Annotated in this window: 13 protein-coding genes; 4 read left to right on the forward strand and 9 right to left on the reverse strand. The window is 61.4% G+C overall.

The window, feature by feature from the left end; all coding sequences use genetic code 11:
- The first annotated feature begins 5 nt into the window (after positions 1–5).
- A complete protein-coding gene (locus KR100_RS01100; RefSeq protein WP_038542503.1) occupies positions 6–1,325 on the forward strand; it encodes a glycosyltransferase family 2 protein in 1,320 nt (439 codons plus the stop codon).
- Positions 1,326–1,643: 318 nt separating this feature from the next.
- On the opposite strand, the gene KR100_RS01105 is transcribed toward KR100_RS01100, so the two are convergent.
- From KR100_RS01105 to tig, 5 genes are all read right to left on the reverse strand, one after another.
- Positions 1,644–3,470, reverse strand: a complete 1,827-nt coding sequence (locus KR100_RS01105; protein WP_038542505.1) for a DNA polymerase III subunit gamma/tau — start codon at positions 3,468–3,470, stop codon at positions 1,644–1,646.
- Between the two features lie 23 nt (positions 3,471–3,493).
- Positions 3,494–4,132, reverse strand: coding sequence for a lecithin retinol acyltransferase family protein (locus tag KR100_RS01110; RefSeq protein WP_038542507.1), 639 nt, complete (start codon positions 4,130–4,132; stop codon positions 3,494–3,496).
- Between the two features lie 4 nt (positions 4,133–4,136).
- Positions 4,137–5,486, reverse strand: a complete 1,350-nt coding sequence (clpX, locus tag KR100_RS01115; RefSeq protein WP_038542509.1) for an ATP-dependent protease ATP-binding subunit ClpX — start codon at positions 5,484–5,486, stop codon at positions 4,137–4,139.
- 90 nt (positions 5,487–5,576) lie between these two features.
- A complete protein-coding gene (clpP, locus tag KR100_RS01120; RefSeq protein ID WP_028953295.1) occupies positions 5,577–6,251 on the reverse strand; it encodes an ATP-dependent Clp endopeptidase proteolytic subunit ClpP in 675 nt (224 codons plus the stop codon).
- Positions 6,252–6,294: 43 nt separating this feature from the next.
- Positions 6,295–7,731 (reverse strand): trigger factor, encoded by a 1,437-nt coding sequence (tig, locus tag KR100_RS01125; protein ID WP_038542511.1) that lies wholly within the window; start codon positions 7,729–7,731, stop codon positions 6,295–6,297.
- 168 nt (positions 7,732–7,899) lie between these two features.
- Between tig and KR100_RS01130 the strand changes: the two genes are divergently transcribed.
- The 3 genes from KR100_RS01130 to KR100_RS01140 are packed head-to-tail and all read left to right on the forward strand — an operon-like array spanning position 7,900 to position 11,877.
- Positions 7,900–8,922 (forward strand): aspartate-semialdehyde dehydrogenase, encoded by a 1,023-nt coding sequence (locus KR100_RS01130; RefSeq protein WP_038542514.1) that lies wholly within the window; start codon positions 7,900–7,902, stop codon positions 8,920–8,922.
- Positions 8,919–9,827 carry a 4-hydroxy-tetrahydrodipicolinate synthase gene (dapA, locus tag KR100_RS01135; RefSeq protein ID WP_038542516.1) on the forward strand — a complete coding sequence of 303 codons (909 nt, stop codon included), beginning with the start codon at positions 8,919–8,921 and terminating at the stop codon, positions 9,825–9,827. The genes KR100_RS01130 and dapA overlap by 4 nt, the downstream gene beginning before the upstream one ends.
- Positions 9,828–9,879: 52 nt before the next feature.
- Positions 9,880–11,877 (forward strand): ribonuclease J, encoded by a 1,998-nt coding sequence (locus KR100_RS01140; RefSeq protein WP_038542518.1) that lies wholly within the window; start codon positions 9,880–9,882, stop codon positions 11,875–11,877.
- Here the strand turns inward: KR100_RS01140 and KR100_RS14315 are convergent.
- From KR100_RS14315 to KR100_RS01165, 4 genes are all read right to left on the reverse strand, one after another.
- Entirely contained in the window at positions 11,863–12,918 is a 1,056-nt protein-coding gene (locus KR100_RS14315) for a hypothetical protein (RefSeq protein WP_051847260.1), read from the reverse strand. The two genes, KR100_RS01140 and KR100_RS14315, sit on opposite strands and share 15 nt — an antisense overlap.
- Before the next feature lie 35 nt (positions 12,919–12,953).
- Positions 12,954–14,759, reverse strand: a complete 1,806-nt coding sequence (locus tag KR100_RS01155; RefSeq protein ID WP_038547577.1) for an aspartate kinase — start codon at positions 14,757–14,759, stop codon at positions 12,954–12,956.
- Between the two features lie 91 nt (positions 14,760–14,850).
- Positions 14,851–15,825, reverse strand: coding sequence for a DNA polymerase III subunit delta (gene holA, locus KR100_RS01160; RefSeq protein ID WP_038542520.1), 975 nt, complete (start codon positions 15,823–15,825; stop codon positions 14,851–14,853).
- Positions 15,826–15,889: 64 nt separating this feature from the next.
- Complete coding sequence (locus KR100_RS01165; protein WP_162176447.1) at positions 15,890–17,449, reverse strand: S8 family serine peptidase; 1,560 nt, start codon at positions 17,447–17,449, stop codon at positions 15,890–15,892.
- Between the last annotated feature and the right edge of the window lie 77 nt (positions 17,450–17,526).

Here is a 17,526-nt window from a genome sequence, read left to right on the forward strand (position 1 = left end):
GCTGCATGGCTTCGGTCGCTGCCACTGGTGATCACCGCAGAGTGAAATCGGCAGCGTTTCTGTTTGCCTGTGGTTGCGCTGGGGCAGCACCCCACTGGTTTGATCCTGCTCGTTCCCTCTGGCCTGCGATCAGTCTCGCTCTGATGCTCGGCGGCTACGGGCTGAGGTCGGTGATGCGGGCGACCTTGCCCAAGGCTGACGCCGAGTCGTTTGAGCCGAGCGCCCGGACATTGCCGACCCTGGATGTCGTGGTGGCCGCCCGTGATGAAGAGAGTGTCGTGACACGACTGGTGGAGCGGCTGTCCGCCTTGCGCTACCCCACCGGGCGGATGTCCACATGGGTGATTGATGACGGCAGCCAGGACAGAACCCCACAGCTCCTCGATTCGCTGGCTCAGAAGCACTCTCAACTTCAGGTGATCCATCGGCCAAGAGACGCCGGTGGCGGCAAGTCCGGTGCCCTGAATGCGGCGTTGGGTCAACTCAAGGGTGAATGGCTCCTTGTGCTTGATGCCGATGCGCAGCTTCAGGAGGATCTGCTCGAGCGGCTGATTCCCTACGCCCTCGACGGAGGGTGGTCCGCTGTTCAGCTGCGCAAAGCGGTGATTGATGCGGATCGCAACTGGCTCACCCGCGCGCAGGCCATGGAGATGGCTCTGGATGCAGTGATTCAGAAAGGACGACAGGAGGGTGGTGGCGTTGCGGAATTGCGCGGTAACGGACAGCTGATCCGTCGTTCGATGCTTCAGGCCAGTGGCGGCTTCAATGAAGACACCGTCACCGATGACCTTGATCTCAGCTTTCGCCTGCTCAGCCAGGGAGCTCTGATTGGGATCCTCTGGGATCCACCGGTGCAGGAGGAGGCTGTTCCGAGCTTGTCTGCTCTCTGGAGACAACGTCAGCGTTGGGCAGAGGGCGGACTGCAGCGCTTCTTCGATTACTGGCCCACACTCACATCCGCGCAATTGACGATGCGTCAGCGCTGGGATCTGGCCTGCTTCTTTCTTCTGCAATACGGGCTCCCTGTCGTCTCCTTTGCTGATCTGAGCACCAGCCTGGTGAGCCGCAGCATGCCGACCTACTGGCCTCTTTCGGTCGTCGCCTTCAGCGTCTCCGGGATGGCTTACTGGCGTGGCTGTCGCGGTCGCCAAGAAGGCCCTGCTATCCCTCAACCAGGCCTTTTGAATCTTCTGGTGGCGATTGCCTACCTAGGCCACTGGTTTGTGGTGATTCCCTGGGTCACGTTGAAGATGGCCGTGCTGCCCAAACGGTTGGTCTGGGCCAAAACAAGCCACGGTGGCGAACAGCTTCCGGCCCGGGCCTGAATGAAGGTCACGGATTTGACGATCGGTTAATTCAAGTTGAAAGACTTTTATGGATCAAGAACCTCTTCTGTAGTGTAAAGATTACTGAATTTGTTTGAGTCGAAGGCGACGATTTTTGTGTTGATGGTGTCTTCACTCAAGTGCGGTAAAAATTGTCACCACAGTCATGAGCACTCAAAAAATCAGGTGATTCAGGTGTTATTGAGAGTTGGTTAGAGTTCAATTAATTATGGATATTTTTAATCAACTTTTATAAAACAATCATCACCTCGATCAACAACCTGAGTTATCGACGATCTGGATGGGAATTTTGCTGATCTACTCATCCAAGTTCACGTCAAGAACCTGACCATTGAAGAAATCAGCCAGGTTCTTGGCCTGCTTTTCGATCCCGGTTGCTGGCGCTCCGGACTGTGTCGTCTGTGGTGCTTGTGGCACTTGACGCTTTGCTGGACCTTGAGGCTGTGACACAGGCGCCGACGATTGCTGTTCAACTGGCTGCACTGGCGCGGGGTTTACGACCTTCTGAGCAGAAGGTGGTTTCAGAGCATCGGGCTGTTGGGTTTGTGGTGCTTGCGGAGTCACAACCGGTGACGTCACCACAGGGGCAGGGGGCATGGCATTGCTCTGGGATTCGAGAATGAGCTGGCGTGAGCCACCCAGTGCTTTGGCGATGGCCTGCTCCAGCAAGGCGGTCCGGCTTTGCACCATTCCCATCCAGTTACCGGCCACTTGAACCACCGCGCGATTTGCATCCAGGCGAACCAGCTGGCCCTGCTGGGACAGCAGCATTCGCGTTGAAGGCAATTCCAGGCTTCCCAGGATCTGCTGCCAGAGCTCGGGAAGATTGACCTCGCTTGCTGAAAGATTGGGCAGTTGTGGTGAGGCTGCCGCAGGCTCTTTTGCGACTTGAGGAGGAGCAACTGCTTCCTTCTGAACTGGGGGTGGAGGCGAGGGGTCGGCCGGAGTCGTGGCTGGACGGGCGGCTGGGGGGGCGATTGCTTGGCTTGGACGGGGAGCTGCGGTTGTTGATGGTGCTGCGGTGCTGGTGGGTTCCGCGAGCAGGCCCAAAAGCAGCACTTCCAGCCAGAGGCGCGGCTGAACGCTCTGGCGCAGTTGCTGTTCGGTTCCCCTCAGTTGGGCCTGCCAGTGCAGCAGTTTCGTGCGGCCGATGGCTCTGGCGAGATCTGGCAGCTGGTCGCGGAACTGGGGCGAGACGCTGGTGAGGTCCGTTCGGTCCGGTGCGGCCGCCATCAGCACCAGATCTCTCAGGATGCCGGCCAGCCCCTGCAGCACGGCGCCGGGATCGCGGCCGCGATCCAGCAGGTTGCGGGCTGCCTCCAGCAGCTCCACCGGCTCTGAACTGCTCATCGCGTTCACCAGTTCCAGCAGTTCCTGCTCTGGCACGGCCCCCAGGAGATCCCAGACAGCGGTCGCTTCGATCGGAGCCGGCAGCAGGCTGAGCTGGTCCAGCAGGCTTTCGGCATCGCGCAAGCCCCCCTGGGAGCGCTGGGCCACCACATGAATGGCCTCAGGTTGGATCTCAATGGCTTCCTGTTCGGCGATCCAGCTCAGGTGTTGTTCGAGAGCCTCGAGGGGAATGCGGCGGAAATCGAAGCGCTGACAGCGGCTGAGGATGGTGGGCAGCACCCGCTGGGGATCCGTGGTGGCGAGCACGAACACCACCTGTGGTGGGGGCTCCTCCAGGGTTTTCAACAGGGCGTTGAAGGCAGCCGTTGAAAGCATGTGGCACTCGTCCACCACGTACACCTTCCAGCGCGCCTGCACCGGCGCGAAGCGGGAGCGTTCGATCAGTTCCCGGATGTTGTCGACACCGGTGTTGGAGGCGGCGTCGATCTCGATCACATCCAGAGCTGTTCCGCTCGCAATCGTTGTGCACAACTCGCATTGGCCACAGGGTTCCGGCGTCGGCACGTCGCTGTTCAGGCAGTTGAGCGATCGGGCCAGGATCCTGGCGCTGGATGTCTTGCCGGTGCCCCGCGGACCACTGAACAGATAGGCCGGTGCGATCCGGTTGCTGGTCAGGGCATGGCCAAGGGTGGCGGCAATCGCTTCTTGCCCCACCAGCTGGTCGAAGCGCTGGGGGCGGTATTTGTGATGCAGCGGCTGGTAGGCCGTACTCATGCGCCGCAGGCGATGCTGGGAGGCTACTCAGCTTCGCGGGATCCAGGCAGCGCCGCTGGCTGATCCAGCAGCGCATCGATCCGCTGCTTCAGGTCTTCAATCGCTTCCAGTTCATCGGCGAGACTCTGCCCTGTCAGCAACAGGCTCCGGTTGGAGCCGTCCCGGGCTTGCTGAAGCAGGGTTTCCAGCTTGCCCAGCAGTTTCTGGCGCAGACGTTCCAGCTTGGCCACGCCCTCGCGAGCGACATCACGGGCATGGTCATCCAGCCAACCGCGCTGCACCAGCAGTTCGAGGCCGCGCATCAGGGCTGAGGGCATCAGGCCGCTCCAGTGGCGGGCCCGTTCGAGGGCTGATTCGATCTGGCCACTGCGGTGGCGGCCGGTTTTGCACCAGGTGGCGAAGTGTTCGCAGTTGTTGAACAGCAAGTTGTAGTTCTGCTCGCCGATGCGGCTCATCGCACGCCGCAATGTGACTCCCTTGGCCGAGGCAGCGTCGTGCTCGATCACCGTGATCGGCTGCTCCTGTCTGAAATCGTCGATGGAGCTGCGCAGGATCTCGCGACCTTCCAGGTAATGGGCCACGGTGCCGTCGCCCAGGTCGATTCCGTGATGGTGGAACAGGCCGTGCTGACGCGGCACCTGCAGGTGGTCAGCCGCCGCCAAGGCTTCAGGCGGTTTTTTGCTGCTCAGTGCCAGGCAGCGGCAGCACTTTTCCTCCGGTGTGTTCCTCCACCATGGCCTGGGTGATCGTGAAGGCTTTCACACTCTTCTGGGAGGGGAGGTCGTACATCAGATCGAGCATCAGCTCTTCCACAATTCCGCGCAGAGCGCGGGCGCCGGTTTTGCGGCGGTGGGCTTCCTGGGCGATGGCTTCGATCGCTGTTGGCTCAAACTCCAGCTGCACGTTGTCCATGCTCAGCAGGGTGCGGAACTGTTTCACCAGTGCATCGCGGGGCTCGGTGAGGATGGATTCCAGAGCATGCTGATCGAGGGGTTCCAAGACTGCGCTCACCGGCATCCGACCGATGAATTCCGGGATCAGTCCGTACTTCACAAGGTCGTCTGGCTCAAGGTGACGCAGCACCTGGGCCGTCTGCAGGTCGCGGTTCGCGCGGCCGCGGCCGCGGCTGTCGCTGGGCACAAAGCCGATGGCGTTGCGTCCCATCCGTTTCTGCACCACATCGTCGAGGCCGACGAAGGCACCGCCGCAGATGAACAGGATCTGGCTGGTGTCGATCTGGATGCAGTCCTGGTAGGGATGCTTGCGGCCGCCCTGAGGAGGAACGTTGGCGACGGTGCCCTCCAGCATCTTCAGCAGCGCCTGCTGCACCCCTTCGCCCGAGACATCTCGGGTGATCGAGGGGTTCTCGCTCTTGCGGGCGATCTTGTCGATCTCGTCGATGTAGATGATGCCGCGCTGAGCCTGATCCACATCCATGTCGGCCTTCTGCAGCAGCCGCAGCAGGATGTTCTCCACGTCCTCACCGACGTAGCCAGCTTCCGTGAGGGTGGTGGCGTCCGCCACAGCGAAGGGAACGTCCAGCATCTCGGCCAGGGTTTGGGCGAGAAGGGTCTTGCCGCATCCTGTGGGACCGATCAGAAGGATGTTGCTCTTGTGCAGACGGGTGGCGGTCTGCTCGGTTTCGCCCTTGCCGTCTCCCTGCCAGGCCAGCCGTTTGTAGTGGTTGTAGACGGCGACCGACATCACCTTCTTGGCGGCGTCCTGACCGACCACCTGCTGATCGAGAAAGTCCTTGATCTCCTGTGGTTTGGGGATGGAGGCCAGTGTTGGCGCCGGCTTGCCGCTCTTGCGTGTGGCCGGAGCGGCCTTGCGGCCGGCATCAGGCCCTTGTCGGGCGTTGCCCTGGCTGTCGACGAGTTCCTCATCGAGGATCTCGTTGCAGAGATCAATGCACTCGTCGCAGATGTACACGCCGGGACCGGCGATCAGCTTGCGAACCTGGTCCTGGGACTTGCCGCAGAACGAGCACTTCAGATGGGCATCGAACTTGGCCATCGAACGCCAGAACCTTCAGACGGGACATTGCAGAGTGCGACCGATGCTGGCCTCCCTGAACACCAAGGATCGTGACCCGGAGCGCTGCTGTCAGCCCTCCGTAACGATTCCTCCGTCCCCGGAACTGTCCACCACTCGGTCGATCAGGCCGTATTGAACCGCTTCTGGCGGCGAAAGGAAGTAGTCGCGATCAGTGTCTTCAGAGATTTTGTCGAGAGGCTGACCGGTGTGCTCCGCCATCAGGCCGTTCAAGGTTTCTTTCAGAAACAGGATTTCTTTCGCTTGGATTTCAATGTCCACGGCCTGTCCCTGGGCACCGCCAAGGGGCTGGTGGATCATGATCCTTGCGTTCGGGAGGGCCAGGCGTTTGCCCTTGCATCCTCCGCTGAGCAGGAACGCGCCCATGCTCGCAGCCAGCCCGTAGCAGATGGTCACCACGTCCGGAGCGACCTGCTGCATCGTGTCGTAGATGGCCAGCCCAGCTGTGACGGAGCCCCCAGGTGAATTGATGTAGATCTGTATGTCTTTTTCCGGGTCTTCGGCCTCCAGAAACAGCATCTGAGCCACAAGGGCGTCGGCGACGGCATCGTCGACCCCGGTTCCCAGAAAGATGATGCGCTCTCGCAGCAGCCGGGAGTAGATGTCGAAGGCGCGATCACCGCGGCCGGATTGTTCCACCACCGTGGGCAACGGTCCTGGCGCGGAGATCGGCATCTCAGAGCGCCAGCGGTTCTGGATGGGGTGGTGACTGCGGGCGTCGATCACGCGCTCGGTGTCCTGCGGAATGGCATCAATCTATGGGTGATGCTCAGCTCTCGGCGTCCGGCTTGGACTTCGTCTTGGCTGGAGCTTTTTTCGTTGCCGATTTTGTCTTCGACGCTGGCTTGCTGTCTTTCTCAGCCGCTTTCTTGCTGACGGTTTTTTCGGTGACAGTTTTTTCGGAGACGGTGCTGTTCTCCTCGAGCCAGGTCATCAGCTGATCCTGGATCAGGTCGTCCATCACCGCCTGCCGAAGCCGCTCCGGGTCGATCTTGGCGTCGGCCGAGATCTCTTTTTTCACCTCCTCGAGCTTCGCCTCCACGGCCTTGTCGTCGACGTTGATGCTTTCCTGTTCAGCCAGTGCTGTCAGGGCGAAGCTGCGGCGCAGCCGTTCTTCGGCCTCCGGCCGGGCGTTCTGCATCAGGTTGCGGACGAGATCCTGGGTGAACAGGGATTTCACATCCATGCCCTGCTGGGCGAACTGGGCGGCGGTCTGCTCCACCAGATTGCGACTTTCCTGCTGGATCAGCGCTTCCGGGAGTTCGACCTCCAGCTGATTCACGAGGGCTGCCACCAGCGCATCCCGCCGGTTGCTGGTCTCGCGTCGTTCGGCGTCGTCCTTTAGCCGTTGCTCGAGGTCGCTGCGCAGTTCCTTCAACGTGTCCTTTTCGCCGGCCTGTTTGGCGAAATCGTCATCGAGCGCTGGAAGTTCCCGGGTTTTGAGGTCCTTGAGTTCAATGTCGAAGTCCGCCTTGCGGCCACGGGCATCCTCTTTGGGGTAGTCGTCCGGGAACTGGCAGGCCACGGTTGCCTTGTCACCGATGCTCATCCCGATCACCCCCTCGATGAACCCGGGGATCATCCGGCCGTGCTCGAGGTCCACATCCATGGAGTCAGCACTGCCGCCTTCGATCTCCGTGCCGTCATCGCTGTAGCGGCCCTTGAAGCACAGGACAGCGATGTCACCTTTGTCAGCGGCGCGTCCCTCAACGGGCACAACGGTCGCCAGCTGCTTGCGGGAGTCTTCGATCATCTCGTCCACCTTGGCGGCGTCGTAGTGGACGGGTTCGTATTCAGCCTTCAGTCCCTTGGTGCTTTTGAGCTTGGGCGTCGGGGCGACGTCGGCCTCCAGGGTCACCGTGAACGCTTCGCCGGGTTGAAAACTGTCGAGCAGTCCATCAAATCCCCCGCTCAGCTCAGGCTGGCTGATCGGTTCCAGCGACTCCTGCTGAATGGCCTCCCGCCAGGCACCATCCACCAGTGATTCCAGGGCACTGGCCTTGATGCGGACGACCCCCAGTTGCTGCACCACCACCGTGCGCGGCACCTTGCCTTTGCGGAAGCCCGGCAGGTTGATCGTGCGGCTGAGGGTTCTGATGGCGTCCTCGTAACTCGCTTTGCTGCGCTCCCCTGGAACCGTCACCGTGACGGCCAGCCGGCTGCTTGGGCGGGCTTCGGTGGTCACCTTTAAGGAAGCAGCGCTCATGGCAGGCGTCAGGGGATGTCAGGGCAGCAGCGCAGTTTAAGAAACGCCTGGCGTTTAGCTCCCGTCTAAGCTGAAGCGAGGGAAAGTTTTCGTTGTCACCGTCTCAGCGTTGCGGCAACACAAGAGCAAAGCCCAAAAATCGTTAAGAGCCAGCCAACGACAACCTGCTTGTTTCCGACACTTCCCAATCGTTCCCTCAACGTTGCAGTCCTCGGTGCCAGTGGTGCTGTCGGTCAGGAGCTGCTGCTGCTGCTTCAGGACCGTCAGTTCCCCGTCGGTGAGCTGAAACTGCTGGCGTCCGCCCGTTCCGCTGGCAGCACCCGGCAGTGGGGCGCTCAGGCGATCACGGTTGAGGCGGTCACGGCCCAGTCCTTTCAGGGCGTCGATCTTGTCCTGGCATCCGCCGGTGGTTCCGTCTCCCGTCAGTGGCGAGAAGCGATCACCGATGCCGGTGCCGTGATGGTGGATAACTCCAGTGCCTTCCGGATGGAGGCTGGTGTTCCCCTGGTGGTTCCGGAAGTCAATCCCAGGGCAGCGCTGGAGCATCGGGGAGTGATCGCCAACCCCAACTGCACCACGATCCTGCTCACCCTGGCTCTTGCACCCCTGGCAGCACGTCGCCCCATGCGGCGCGTGGTGGTGAGTACCTATCAATCCGCGAGCGGAGCAGGGGCGCGGGCGATGGAGGAGCTCAAAACCCTGTCCCGCGTAGTGCTCGATGGCGGCACTCCGGTGAGCGAGGTCTTGCCCCATCCCCTTGCCTTCAATCTCTTTCTGCACAACTCACCGCTTCAGGCCAACCACTACTGCGAGGAAGAGATGAAGATGGTCAACGAAACGCGCAAGATCATGGAGCTTCCCGATCTGCGTTTTTCGGCCACCTGTGTTCGTGTTCCGGTGTTGAGAGCTCACTCTGAGGCCGTCAACATTGAATTCAACGAGCCCTTCCCGGTTGATGAAGCACGCGAGCTGCTGCAGCAGGCACCCGGCGTCGAGCTGATTGAAGACCTCGACGCCAATCGCTTCCCGATGCCAACGGATGTCACCGGCCGTGATCCGGTAGCTGTGGGACGCATTCGTCAGGACATCAGCGATCCCAATGCCCTGGAGCTCTGGCTGTGCGGTGATCAGATCCGTAAGGGAGCGGCTCTGAATGCCATCCAGATCGCTGAGCTGCTTGTGGCCTCATGAGCACACCCGCTGAGCTCTCTGCTGCACCCTTCGGCCGCGTGATCACGGCGATGGTGACGCCATTTGATCCTGAGGGTGCCGTCGATCTCGCCCTTGCGGCTCGTCTGGCGCAGCACCTGGTGGAGACGGGCTCGGATGGTCTGGTGGTCTGCGGTACCACCGGTGAATCGCCCACGTTGAGCTGGCAGGAGCAGCTGCAGCTGCTGGAGACGGTTCGACAGGCTGTCGGTCCTGGCGTCAAGGTGCTGGCGGGATCCGGCAGCAACAGCACCGCTGAAGCTGTTGAAGCCACCCGGGAGGCTGCGGCAGCGGGTGCTGATGGTGCCCTTGTGGTGGTGCCTTACTACAACAAGCCTCCCCAGGAGGGCCTGGAAGCCCATTTCCGTGCGGTCGCCTCCGCCGCCCCTGAGCTTCCGGTGATGCTTTACAACATCCCTGGACGTACCGGGTGCAGTCTTCAGCCCGGCACGGTGGCTCGATTGATGGATTGCCCGAACATCACCAGCTTCAAAGCGGCGAGTGGCACGACTGAGGAAGTCACCCAGTTGCGGTTGCTGTGTGGATCCCGTCTGGCGATCTACAGCGGAGACGATGGATTGACGCTGCCGATGCTGTCCGTCGGGGCCGTCGGTGTTGTGAGCGTTGCCAGTCACATCGCCGGCATGCGGATCCGCGCCATGATTGAGGCTTACTTCAACGGTCAGGGTGCCGTCGCACTCGGCCACCACGAACAGTTGCAGCCTCTGTTCAAGGCCATGTTCGCCACCACCAATCCGATCCCGGTCAAAGCTGCCCTCGAACTCAGCGGCTTTCCAGTCGGTCCGCCCCGTCCTCCTCTTCTCTCTCTGTCTGACGCCATGCGAGATGCCCTGTCCAACACCCTTGCTGCCCTGCGCCAGACCTGACGGTTCGGTTCAAAGGCTTCACGCAAACAGCTAACTTTTAATCGCTTCTTCCATGACCAACAGTTCAAGATCCGCCAAAGGCCAGGAGCCCTGCCTGCGGGTGATTCCCCTCGGCGGTCTGCATGAAATCGGTAAGAACACCTGTGTGTTCGAGTACGGCGACGACCTGATGCTGGTGGATGCCGGACTCGCTTTCCCCAGTGACGGCATGCATGGGGTGAATGTGGTGCTGCCGGACACCAGCTTCCTGCGCGAGAACCAGAAGCGGATCCGCGGCATGATCGTCACCCACGGTCATGAGGACCATATCGGTGGGATTTCCCACCACCTCAAGCACTTCAACATTCCGGTGATCTACGGGCCGCGGCTGGCCCTTTCGATGCTCACCGGGAAAATGGATGAGGCGGGCGTCAGCGACCGCACCACCCTGCAGACCGTCAGCCCCCGTGATGTGGTGAAGGTTGGCCAGCACTTCTCGGTGGAGTTCATCAGAAACACCCACTCGATGGCGGACAGCTACTCGCTGGCCATCACCACACCTGTGGGAACGATCATCTTCACCGGCGATTTCAAGTTCGACCACACCCCGGTGGATGGCGAGAACTTCGATCTGGCCCGCCTGGCCCATCACGGTGATCAGGGTGTGCTGTGTCTGTTCAGCGACTCCACCAACGCTGAGGTTCCCGGCTTCTGCCCGCCTGAGCGCTCGGTGTTCCCCAACCTCGACCGCCACATCTCAAGCGCCGAGGGTCGGGTGATCATCACCACCTTCGCCAGTTCGATTCATCGCGTCTCGATGATCCTGGAGCTGGCGATCAAGAACGGCCGCAAGGTGGGTCTGCTCGGTCGCTCGATGCTCAATGTGATCGCCAAGGCCCGGGAGCTCGGCTACATGCGTGCCCCCGATGAACTCTTTGTTCCGATCAAGCAGATCAACGACGTTCCTGATCGTGAAACGCTCCTGCTGATGACCGGTAGTCAGGGGGAACCGTTGGCGGCCCTGAGTCGGATTTCCCGCGGCGAGCACCCCCAGGTCAAGGTGAAGACCACCGACACGATCATCTTCTCGGCCAGTCCGATCCCCGGTAACACCATCTCCGTGGTGAACACCATCGACAAGTTGATGATGCTGGGGGCGAAGGTGGTCTACGGCAAAGGCGAAGGCATTCACGTCTCCGGACATGGCTTCCAGGAGGACCAGAAGCTGATGCTGGCGCTCACCAAGCCCAAATTCTTCGTGCCGGTGCACGGTGAGCACAGGATGTTGGTGCAGCACGCCAGAACCGGTCATTCGATGGGTGTGCCGGAGAACAACACCCTGATCATCGACAACGGTGATGTGGTGGAGCTCACCCCGGATTCCATTCGCAAGGGGAATCCGGTGAAGTCTGGTATCGAGCTGCTCGATCAGTCCCGCAACGGCATCGTTGATGCCCGGGTGCTGAAGGAGCGCCAGCAGTTGGCTGAGGATGGGGTCGTCACGATCCTGGCTGCGATCAGCACCGATGGGGCCATGGTGGCTCCGCCGCGGGTGAACCTGCGTGGTGTGGTCACGACCGCTGATGCCCGCAAGATGTCGATGTGGACCGAGCGTGAGGTCGGTTGGGTCTTGGAAAACCGCTGGAAGCAGCTCTGCCGCAATACCGGTGGAAAGGCACCGGAGGTGGACTGGATGGGTGTGCAGCGTGAGGTTGAGGTGGGCCTCGGCCGCCGGATGCGGCGTGAACTGCAGGTGGAGCCCTTGATTCTTTGCCTGGTTCAGCCGGCTCCGGCTGGAACGCCGGCCTACAAATCGAAGGCCATGGAGGAGAAGGACGACCGACCGGCCCCCAGAAATCGGGGCGGACGCCATGGTGGTGGCGGATACTCTGGTCAGGGTCGCCGGGAGCCAACACCGGCACCCGTCAGATCTAACATCGCCAGAACCAACACCGCCAGTGTTAATACCGCCCGCACAGCTGTGGCAGAGAAGGTGGAGTCCAAACCTGTCTCCGCTGAGCCGGAGATGCCGGCAGGCCGGACGCGCCGGCGTCGTTCAGCGGCGGTTTAAGCGCTTCCATAGGTTCAGCAACTGTTGGGAGATTGAGGTGGCCGAGCGATCCTGTTCGGTCGCCTCGAGATCTGGTGTTTCGCTTTGGTCACTGCCGGAGACTGCGCTGATCTTCACGCGCATCAAGTAGTCCCCCAGAACCTCCATCGGATCTGGCTCTGGCTCTGGCTCTGGCTCTGGTGAAGGCGTGGGTGTGGGTTCTGGTTCGGCAACCGGCATTGGCTTTGGTGTTGGCTCTGGCTCCGGTGAATGAGTGGGTGTGGGTTCTGGTTCGGGAGATGGCGCCTGAGTCGGCGTAGGTGATGGGGGTAGTTGCGGCTCAGCGGATTCATCGTGCTGAGGTGGGCCTTCAGCTTGATCTGAGGCTTCAGACGCAATTTCCGGTGAGGGCTCCGGCTCGTTCTTGATCTCTTTCGGCAGATCAGTTGTCGACTCTGTTGGCGAAGCAGATGCTGCTTGTTGTGGCGTTGTCGTTTGATCGCTGTCTTCGGTTGTCGCCAAGTCCTCCAGCCAGGGCATGGCGCTGGAACCCGCGGGGGTGCTATCGGCTGCGCTTGTCGGGATTTCCTGCAGAAAGGGATCCCTGAGCAGATCAGGCAATGGCCGGCTTTGAGTCGGGATGTTTTGAGTTAGTGCTGCTGGCTCTGGGGACGGCTGTTGATGCGTTGCCGGTTCTGGCGATCCAGCCCTGGTTTCTGGTGGTAATGGTGTTGGCGTGATCGCTGTCGCCCTTGGTTGCCTTGCCCAGGCCAGTCCCTGCTGTGCCAGTTCGGCCAGGGTGTCGTGGGGCTGACTGTCGAGCACCAGTTGAAAGTGGCGGGCTGCTGTGTCGGACTGGCCAAGTCCATGCAATTCGATGTTGCCCAGCAGCAGGGCGACAAAAGCCCTCCAGCCGATTACAGCTGCTTGCGTTTCTGCATCCGAAGGCGCGTTCTCGAGCTCGGTCAGCAGATCAGTGGCGATCCCGCGGGCATCGTCGTAGCGCGCTTCGGAGAAGGCGTGCTCGGCGTCCTGATAGCGCTGTTGGAATTCGCCGTCCACGAGCTTGGAGTGCCTTGAACCTGTTGTATCGCTCCTCAGGATTTGTCGAGGGGCGATCGGCTCCCTTCTGCCTGGTGTCGCTGACCGCCGCCAAGGGCAAAGCCGGCGTGCACGGCCTGGAGAGCAGCCACACCATCCTGTTCGGACACAACGCAACTGGTGCGGATTTCACTGGTGGCGATCAGGGCGATGTTGATGCCGGCGTCCGCTAGGGCCCGGAACATCCGGCCGGCTGTGCCTGCCGTTGCAGGCATTCCTGCTCCCACAGCGCTGACGCGGGCGATGCCGGAGCTTTCTTCCAGAGCAGCTCCGGGCCACTGGGCGAGCAGTGGCGCCAGCACCACATCGGCTCGAGCGCGGTCGTCCCGCCGCAGGATGAAGCTGATGTCTCGCGAACCATCACCGTGCTGGCGCTCCGATTGCACGATGGCATCGAGGCTGATGCCAGCATCAGCGAGGGCTGAGCAGAGGGCTGCGGCCGTGCCCGGTCGATCCGGAACATGGCTCACGCTGAGTTGAGCCTGATCGCGATCGAGGGCCACACCACGAACCTCCGGTTCACCGTCTCCCTCCACGGCTGGATTCCGCTGCACCTGGTTGTCGGTCACATCAAAGGCGTCCTGCACGGCTTGCAGTGCATTGCGGCCGGCGGTGGAGTCGATCACGCAGCTCACCTTCACTTCGCTGGTGGCGATCAGCCGCAGGTTGATGCCCTGCTGTGACAGGCAGGAAAACAGCTTGGCTGCGATGCCTGGGCGCCCCATGATCCCGGCTCCGCGGATGCTGAGTTTGGTCATGCCCCCCTCCGCTGCCAGTTCGCCGCCGAGATCATCCAGCAGGCCGCTGGTCACCTGGCGTGCCTGATCAAGGTCCCCTTCCGCGACGGTGAAGGTGATGTCGTTGCTGCTGCCCTCGTGGAGTGACTGGATGATCAGGTCCACGTTGATGGCAGCTGCCGAGAGGGCCTCGAACAGCCGGGCAGCCACACCTGGCTGGTCCGGGATGTGCGACAGCGCCAGAACAGCTTGAGCATCAATCTGCTCGATTCCATCCACAGGGCTGCAGAGTTCGAGGCCATCGCGCCCGATGCTGCGGCTGCTGCGGCTGGTGAGGCGCGTTCCCGGCTCATCGCTCCAGCTGGAGCGCACCACCAGCGGCACGCCGTAGTTGCGCGCAATCTCAACCGCCCGGGGGTGCAGCACCGATGCACCGAGGCTGGCGAGTTCGAGCATTTCGTCACAGCTGATGGTGGGCATCAGCTGGGCATCCACCACCTTGCGGGGATCCGTGCTGAGGACGCCGGGAACGTCGGTGTAGATCTCGCAGGCATCAGCTCCGAGGGCTGCTGCCAGGGCAACAGCGGAGGTGTCCGAGCCACCGCGACCCAGGGTGGTGATTTCGGCAACGCCACCGCTGCCGATGCTCGTTCCCTGGAAACCGGCGACCACCACCACCTGACCTTCCCGCAACCGTGCCATCACCCGGTCCGTTCGGATTTCGAGGATGCGGGCCCGTCCATGGGTGGATTCCGTCACGATTCCCACCTGGGGTCCGGTCATCGAGGTCGCGCTGATTCCCTCGGCATGGAGAGCCATCGCCAGCAGCGCGATCGACACCTGTTCACCGGAGGCCAGCAGCATGTCCATTTCCCGCTGGGGCGGTTCGCTGTTGAGACTGGCGGCCAGCCCCGTGAGCTCATCGGTGGTGTGCCCCATGGCAGACACCACAACCACCACCTCGTGGCCGTCTTCGCGACTGCGGGCGATGCGCTGAGCCACAGCCTTGATCCGCTCGCTACTGCCAACGGAGGTGCCTCCGAATTTCTGCACCAACAGGGCCATGCGCCGGGCTTCAGCAACGCTGGATTTTCTCACCTGCTGGCTGAGCTCAGTTCAACGATTCCTGGTTCAACGGTTCTCACGCCTGGAGCGCTCAGCCCAACAACCCATCGCGGAAGGCATCGCCAGGCAGCGCTCCGCGCTTCAAGCGGGCCTCCACCTCCAGCAAGCGCCCTAATAGGGAGAGGAAGCGTTTTGGAGGCCGACCCTGCAGTTGCTTGCGCATCACATAGATGCGCTTCGGGTTGCCGATGCCGGCCGCTTTGGCGATCACCGCCACATCCCGCTCCCCTTGCTGTTCGAGCAGGCTCACCCAGAGCCAGCCGCGGATCTGCCCCGTGAGAGTGGCCACGATGCGCAGGGCCGGCTCACCCGCTTCGATCAGGGCATCCCAGCGGGCGATGGCGTTACCGGGTTGGCCATCCAGCAGGGCCTCGCCCACCTGCAAGGCGTTGGTGGCCAGGCCGCCCACCAACTCCTCCACCAGCTTCACGGACACCTGACCGTTGTTGTCAGCTCTCAGCGACAGCTTGCGCAGTTCCGATTCGAGGCGGGCACTGTCGTTGCCGATGGCGTCCACAAGAGCATCGATGGCATCAGGCTCGAGCGTCAGGCCAATGGCGATGGCCGTGCGTTCCACCAGTTGACGTTGACCGGCGCCGTCCCAGACAGCAGGCAGCACGAAACTCTGCTCGTGATCCAGCCCCTGTTTGATTCGTTTCTGCAGGGTTTTGGTGGTACGTAACCGGCCATCCGGTTTGGCTGCGTTGACCAGCACCAGATGGGTGTTGTCGGGGATCAACTCAACGGCCGCCTCCAACTGATCAGCCAGCTCTGCCGGGCAGCCATTGCAGAAGGGACTGCGCTGCAGCAGCACCAGGCGGTCACCGCCACCGAAGGGAGGTGTGCGGGCTTCCTCCAGTGCCTGAGACGCCTGCCCGCTCTCTGCACCATCAAGTCGGCTGAGGTTGATGCTGCTCCAGCTGGGATCGACAACCTGTTCGGTCAGACCATGCAGGGCTCGATCGCGCGCTGCCGCGTCATCTCCCCAGAACAGATGGATGGGCATCGCTTGATGATGGCAGCCATGGACAAGCCCCGTCGTGGCTGACAGGGCTGAGGGAAGGGATGGATCAAGCCAGGAAGTCCTGGTTGCTCCAGAAGGAAGCGAGTTCGGCGTTTTGATCGAGAGCATGGGCGCGGCGTACGGCACCCTCGGCGTTCACCAATCCGAAACCGTTGTTGTTATCGAAGCCGGCAGCTCCGAGGTCCATGGCGCTGCCGATCATGATTTCGCGCAGTTCACCGCCATCGAGATCGCTGTTTTCACTCCACACCAGTGCAGCGACGCCCGCCAGGTTGGGATTGGCGCAGGACGTGCCTCCAAACGTGCGGATGCTTCCTCCACTGTTCAGGATCGAATCGCTGTTGGTGGGAGCAACAAGGGTGAGGTTTGAGCCGCGGTTGGAGTAAGGGGCCAGCCTGGTGCCGCCTGCATTGCGATGGCCGCTTTCGAACTCCCAGCTGGTGGCTTGGAGGGCACCGACGCTGGCGATGTGGTCAAAGCTGCTGCTTGCTTTGGCAATACCGGAGACGCTGGTGAGGTAGTTCGGATCGGTGAGATTGCCCCCCGGGCCACCATTTCCAGCGGCAATGGAGAAGAAGCTGAAGTCGCCGCTGCTGTTGAACAAATCGTTCATTTCGCTTTCTGTGCCGCCGTTGGTCCACCAGGACTCCCCTTGCACGCCTCCCTGGAAGACCAGCTTCTGACCTGGGCTGCGGTTTGCGAATGCACCCGAGATGGCGTCCTGCAGTTCGACACCACCGGCATACACGTTGTATCCCCAGAGACCGGCATCGGGAGCAAGACCAGCCACTTCAGTGCCGTCGTGGGCGGCGGCCATGACGCTCATCGCCTGATGGCCGTGATCCTCCTGCCGGTTCAGGCTGTTGACAGCGGTTTGATAGGTCACATGAGCGAGATCGCCATGGATATCAGGGATCCCGGTGCCGTTGGCATCGAATCCAGCGTCCAGGGACACCAGAACCACGTCGTCGGAGCCTGTGTTGAAACGCCAGGCGCCATTGACATCCATCACCTGCGTGTTCCATTGATCGTTGCTGCGGGCGTCTTGATTGGGTGTGAGATCAATGGCGACGTCATCGAACTGCAACCGCTCCACCCCCTGCAGATACAGCTCATCGCCATTGTTCAAACCAAGCGAATCGAACACGGTGCCGCCGTAAAAGCTCTGTCTGCCAAGCTCGGATGCGGATAGAGTATCGATGCTGCGGCGTCCATTGAAGAAGGACACATCGCTGCTGTCGATACCATCAAGGTGTAGCGTGTCGGTGCCACCACGGCCCTGGAAGATGCGTGCCGATCCAAATGCAGATCCAAAATCCTGATAGGTGAAATCGTTGCTGGTTTCATCCCCCAGATGGTTGCTGCCGAACTGCATCGGCTTGATCACGGTGATGGTTTCCTCGAATGATTCGATCACCTTGCGTTGTTGTCCGCTGCCGGTGAATTGGGTCACAGAAACGGCGTATTGATCTCGCAGACTGCCACCGGAGACAGCATTGATTTTTTCCTTGAGATCAACTAGCAGGGAGGATTGACTCCGATTGGTCGTTTGCGTGCCCAGATCGATGACGTCACCGGTTTCGAGATCCTTCGCTGTGATGCTCACCTTCACAGGGCCACCCTGGAGGTTGATGTCGTCATGACGTTCTCTCTGGATCGTTTGAAAGGGATTGCGCCTTGATG

The organism is Synechococcus sp. KORDI-100, assembly GCF_000737535.1.
Taxonomy (GTDB): domain Bacteria; phylum Cyanobacteriota; class Cyanobacteriia; order PCC-6307; family Cyanobiaceae; genus Parasynechococcus.

Excerpts from the sequence above, each read along its gene's own strand:
- KR100_RS01100 (WP_038542503.1), top strand. The coding sequence starts at position 6 with ATGGCTTCGGTCGCTGCCACTGGTGATCACCGCAGAGTGAAATCGGCA.
- KR100_RS01105 (WP_038542505.1), bottom strand. The coding sequence starts at position 3,470 with ATGAGTACGGCCTACCAGCCGCTGCATCACAAATACCGCCCCCAGCGC.
- clpX (WP_038542509.1), bottom strand. The coding sequence starts at position 5,486 with ATGGCCAAGTTCGATGCCCATCTGAAGTGCTCGTTCTGCGGCAAGTCC.
- tig (WP_038542511.1), bottom strand. The coding sequence starts at position 7,731 with ATGAGCGCTGCTTCCTTAAAGGTGACCACCGAAGCCCGCCCAAGCAGC.
- dapA (WP_038542516.1), top strand. The coding sequence starts at position 8,919 with ATGAGCACACCCGCTGAGCTCTCTGCTGCACCCTTCGGCCGCGTGATC.
- KR100_RS01140 (WP_038542518.1), top strand. The coding sequence starts at position 9,880 with ATGACCAACAGTTCAAGATCCGCCAAAGGCCAGGAGCCCTGCCTGCGG.
- KR100_RS01155 (WP_038547577.1), bottom strand. The coding sequence starts at position 14,759 with ATGGCCCTGTTGGTGCAGAAATTCGGAGGCACCTCCGTTGGCAGTAGC.
- holA (WP_038542520.1), bottom strand. The coding sequence starts at position 15,825 with ATGCCCATCCATCTGTTCTGGGGAGATGACGCGGCAGCGCGCGATCGA.